Source organism: Kitasatospora sp. NPDC101176, assembly GCF_044768035.1.
Taxonomy (GTDB): Bacteria; Actinomycetota; Actinomycetes; order Streptomycetales; family Streptomycetaceae; genus Kitasatospora.
On the sequence record NZ_JBIWPA010000062.1, the window covers coordinates 1 to 4,160 of the forward strand.

1 protein-coding gene is annotated in these 4,160 nt (G+C 77.4%); it reads right to left on the bottom strand.

Features of this window, described 5'->3' with window-relative positions:
- Positions 1-4,160: type I polyketide synthase (locus tag ACIRS1_RS38340; protein WP_402847302.1), on the bottom strand; the 4,160-nt coding region annotated here is incomplete at both ends.

A 4,160-nucleotide genomic window follows, 5' to 3' on the forward strand; every position in this document is an offset into this window, starting at 1 on the left:
CCGCGCAGGAGGGCGGGGTGGTCGTGGTCGTGGGTGAGGGCGTCCAGGGCGGCGAGGGCGGTTTCGCGGTCCGCGGCCAGCACCGCGGCACGGTGTTCCAGGGTGGCCCGGCCGTGGCTGAGCGCCGCGCCGATCGCGGTGAGCGGGTCGGTGCGGCCGCGGACGAACTCCGCGAGGAGGGCGGCCTGTTCCCGGAGGGCGCGGGCACTGTGCCCGGAGAGCGGCCACAGCACCGGCCCGGCCGTCGGGTCGTCCTGGATGTGCACGGGCGGGCTGGGCGGCGCCTGTTCCAGGATGACGTGCGCGTTGGTGCCGCTGATGCCGAAGGAGGAGACGGCGGCGCGGCGCGGCCGCCCGTGCTCGGGCCAGGCGGTCTGCTCGGTGAGCAGTTCGACGGCCCCGGTCTCCCAGTCGATGTAGGGCGAGGGCGCGTCCACGTGGAGGGTGCGGGGCAGCACGCCGTGCCGCATCGCCTCGATCATCTTGATGATGCCGCCGACGCCGGCGGCGGCCTGGCTGTGCCCGATGTTGGACTTCAACGAGCCCAGCAGGAGCGGGGTTTCGCGGTCCTGGCCGTAGGTGGCGAGCAGGGCGTGGGCCTCGATCGGGTCGCCCAGGCGGGTGCCGGTGCCGTGTGCCTCCACGGCGTCGACGTCGCCGGCGGTGAGGCCGGCGGAGGCGAGGGCCTGGCGGATGACGCGTTCCTGGGAGGGGCCGTTGGGGGCGGTGAGGCCGTTGCTGGCGCCGTCCTGGTTGATCGCCGAACCCCGCAGGACGGCCAGCACCCGGTGGCCGTGGCGGCGGGCGTCGGAGAGCCGCTCGACCAGCAGCAGGCCGACGCCCTCGGACCAGCCGGTGCCATCCGCCGCGGCCGCGAAGGACTTGCAGCGGCCGTCGGCGGAGAGGCCGCGCTGGCGGCTGAACTCGACGAAGGTGTCCGGGCGCGACATGACCGTCACGCCGCCGGCCAGGGCGAGGTCGCACTCGCCCTGGCGCAGGGCCTGGGCGGCCAGGTGCAGCGCGACCAGCGAGGAGGAGCAGGCGGTGTCGACGGTGACGGCCGGGCCCTCCAGGCCGAAGGTGTAGGCGAGCCGGCCGGAGACGACGGACGCGGTGTTGCCGGTGAGCAGGTACCCCTCCAGTTCCTCGGGCGCCTTGCTCAGCCGTGAGCCGTAGTCGTTGTACATCACGCCGGCGAAGACGCCGGTGCGCGTTCCCCGGACGGAGGCCGGGTCGATCCCGGCGCGCTCGAAGGTCTCCCAGGCGGTCTCCAGCAGCAGGCGCTGCTGCGGGTCCATGGCGAGCGCCTCGCGCGGGCTGATGCCGAAGAACTCGGCGTCGAACCCGGCGGCGTCGAGCAGGAATCCGCCGTGCCGGGTGTAGGAGGTGCCGATCCGCTCCGGGTCGGGGTCGTAGAGGGCGTCGAGGTCCCAGCCGCGGTCGCCGGGGAAGTCGCCGATGGCGTCGGTGCCGTCGAGGACGAGCCGCCACAGGTCCTCGGGGGAGGCGACCCCGCCGGGGTAGCGGCAGGCGGTGCCGACGATGACGATCGGGTCGTCGTCCGCGGCGGCGGTGACCGGCGCGGCCTGGTCGCGGGCGGGTGCGGTGCCGCCCGGGAGGAGGGCGAGCAGGTGCTCGGTGAGGGCGGCGGGCGACGGGTGGTCGAAGACGGCGGTGGCGGCGATCCGCAGGCCGGTGGCGGCGGCGAGCCGGTTGCGCAGGTCGACCCCGGTGAGTGAGTCGAAGCCGAGTTCCTTGAAGGCCCGGGTGGCTTCGACGGTGGCCGCGGTGGCGTGCCCGAGCACCGTGGCGACGGTGGTCAGCACCAGGTCGGTGGTGGTGTGGGTCCGGTCGGGGGCGGCCAGGGCGGCGGTGCGGTCGGCCCAGGACCGGCCGGTCGCGGCCGCGGTGGCGGCGGTGGCCCGGCGGCGCGGGGCGCGGACCAGGGCGCGCAGCGGCGCCGGGAGCGGGCCGGCGGCGGCCCGGGCCTGCAGCGCCACCGGGTCGAAGCGGACCGGGACGAGGGCCGGCTCGGGGTGCCGCAGGGCGGCGTCGAACAGGGCGAGCGCCTCCTCGGTGCCGAGCGCGGGCAGGCCGGCGCGGGCCCAGCGGGCCAGCCCGGCGGCGCCCAGCTCGCCCGCCATGCCCTCCTGGTCGGCCCAGAGGCCCCAGGCGAGGGAGGTGGCGGGCAGGCCGAGGGAGTGGCGGTGCTGGGCGAGGGCGTCGAGGTAGGCGTTGGCGGCGGCGTAGTTGGCCTGGCCGGCGGTGCCGGTGGTGCCGGTGACGGAGGAGAACAGGACGAAGGCGTCGAGGCCGTCGGTGAGTTCGTGCAAGTGCCGGGCGGCGTCGGCCTTGGCCCGCAGGACGGCGTCCAGCCGCTCGGGGGTGAGGTCGGCGAGGACGCCGTCGTCCAGCACGCCGGCGAGGTGAATGACGGCGCCGAGCGGGCGTTCGGCGGGGACGTCGGCGAGGACGGCGGCGAGCGCCTCGCGGTCCGCGGCGTCCACGGCGGCGAACCGCACCTCGGCGCCCGACTCGGCCAGCTCCCGGGCGAGTTCGGCCGCGCCGGGGGCGTCCGCGCCGCGTCGGCTGAGCAGCAGCAGGTGTCGGGCGCCGTGCCGGGCGGCGAGGTGCCGGACGACGGTGCTGCCCAGGGCGCCGGTGCCGCCGGTGACCAGTACGGTGCGGTCGGTGAAGTCCGGGGCGGTGCCGTCCGGGGCGGCCGCTCGGGTGAGCCGCGGGGCGTGGAACGTGCCGTCGCGCAGCGCGAGTTGGGGCTCATCGGCGGGCAGGGTGGCGAGTGCGGCCGTCTCGGCCGGGACGTCCAGGTCCGCGACGGCGAAGCGGTCCGGGTGCTCGGCCTGGGCGGAGCGCAGCAGGCCCCAGACGGCGCCGGCCCACGGGTCCGGGACGGTGTCGGTGGCCGTCACGGCCAGGGCGCCGCGGGTGAGCACGAGCAGCCGGGAGCCGGCGAAGCGCTCCTGTGCGAGCCAGGTCTGCAGCAGCTCCAGGGTGGCGGCGACGGCGTCGCGGCCGCCCGGTGCGGGCACGGCGACCACAGGGGCCACGGCTGCGTCGGCGGGGAGGTCCGCGAGGGCCTGGACCAGGGTGGTGGGCGTGGGCGCGGCGGGCCGTACGGGCGTCCACCCGGTGCGGTGGAGGTCGCGGCCGCCGCCGGTGGCCGGTGCCACCTGGTCGGGCCGCAGCGGGAGCAGGGCCAGGGACTCGACGGTGAGGACGGGTCGGCCGGCGGTGTCCCGGGCGTCCAGCGCCCCGTCCCGCCAGTGCACGTGCAGCGCGTCGGCGCCGGTGGCGTGCAGTTCCACGCCGGACCAGGAGAACGGCAGCGGCAGCCCGTCGGCCTCCTCGGCGGCGCGGCCCACCAGCGGGTGCAGGGCGGCGTCCAGCAGGGCCGGGTGCAGCGGGTGCCGGGCGGCGGCCTCGTGCAGCTCCTGCGGCAGGGCGAGCTCGGCGAACAGTTCGGCGCCCCGGTGCCACGCGGCCCGCACGCCGTGGAAGGCGGGGCCGTAGGCGTAGCCGAGCTCGGCGAGCCGCCGGTAGAGCGCCTCGGTGTCGATCGCCTCGGCGCCGCTCGGTGGCCAGGCGGGTGCCGGTGCCGCCGGGTGGGCGGGGTGCGCCGGTCCGGTGGCGGGGGCGAGCCGGCCGACGGCGTGCCGGGTCCACTCGCCGGTGCCGTCGGCGGGGCGGGAGTGGACGGCCAGGGTGCGCGCTCCGCTGCCGGACTCCGGTGCCCCGACCGCCAGCTGGATGCTCAGCGAGCCGGTCGCGGGGAGGGCGAGCGGGGCCTCCAGGGTGAGGTCGTCCAGGCGCGGGGCGCCGGCGCGCTCGCCGGCGGTGAGCGCGAGGTCGACGAAGGCGGTGCCGGGAAGCAGCGGGCGGCCGAGGATCTCGTGGTCGGCCAGCCAGGCGTGGGTGTCGAGGGACAGCCGCCCGGTGAGCAACAGGCCGCCGTCCTCGGCGAGTTCGAGCGAGGCGCCGAGCAGCGGGTGGTTCGGGGCGTCGAGGCCGAGCCGCTCCGGACCGCCGGAGGGGGTCTGCGGGATCAGCCAGTAGTGGTGGTGGGTGAAGGGGTAGGTGGGGAGGGGGAGGTGGGGGTTGGGGGTGTGGTTGGTGGGGTGGTGGCCGTGGGTGTGGGTGGT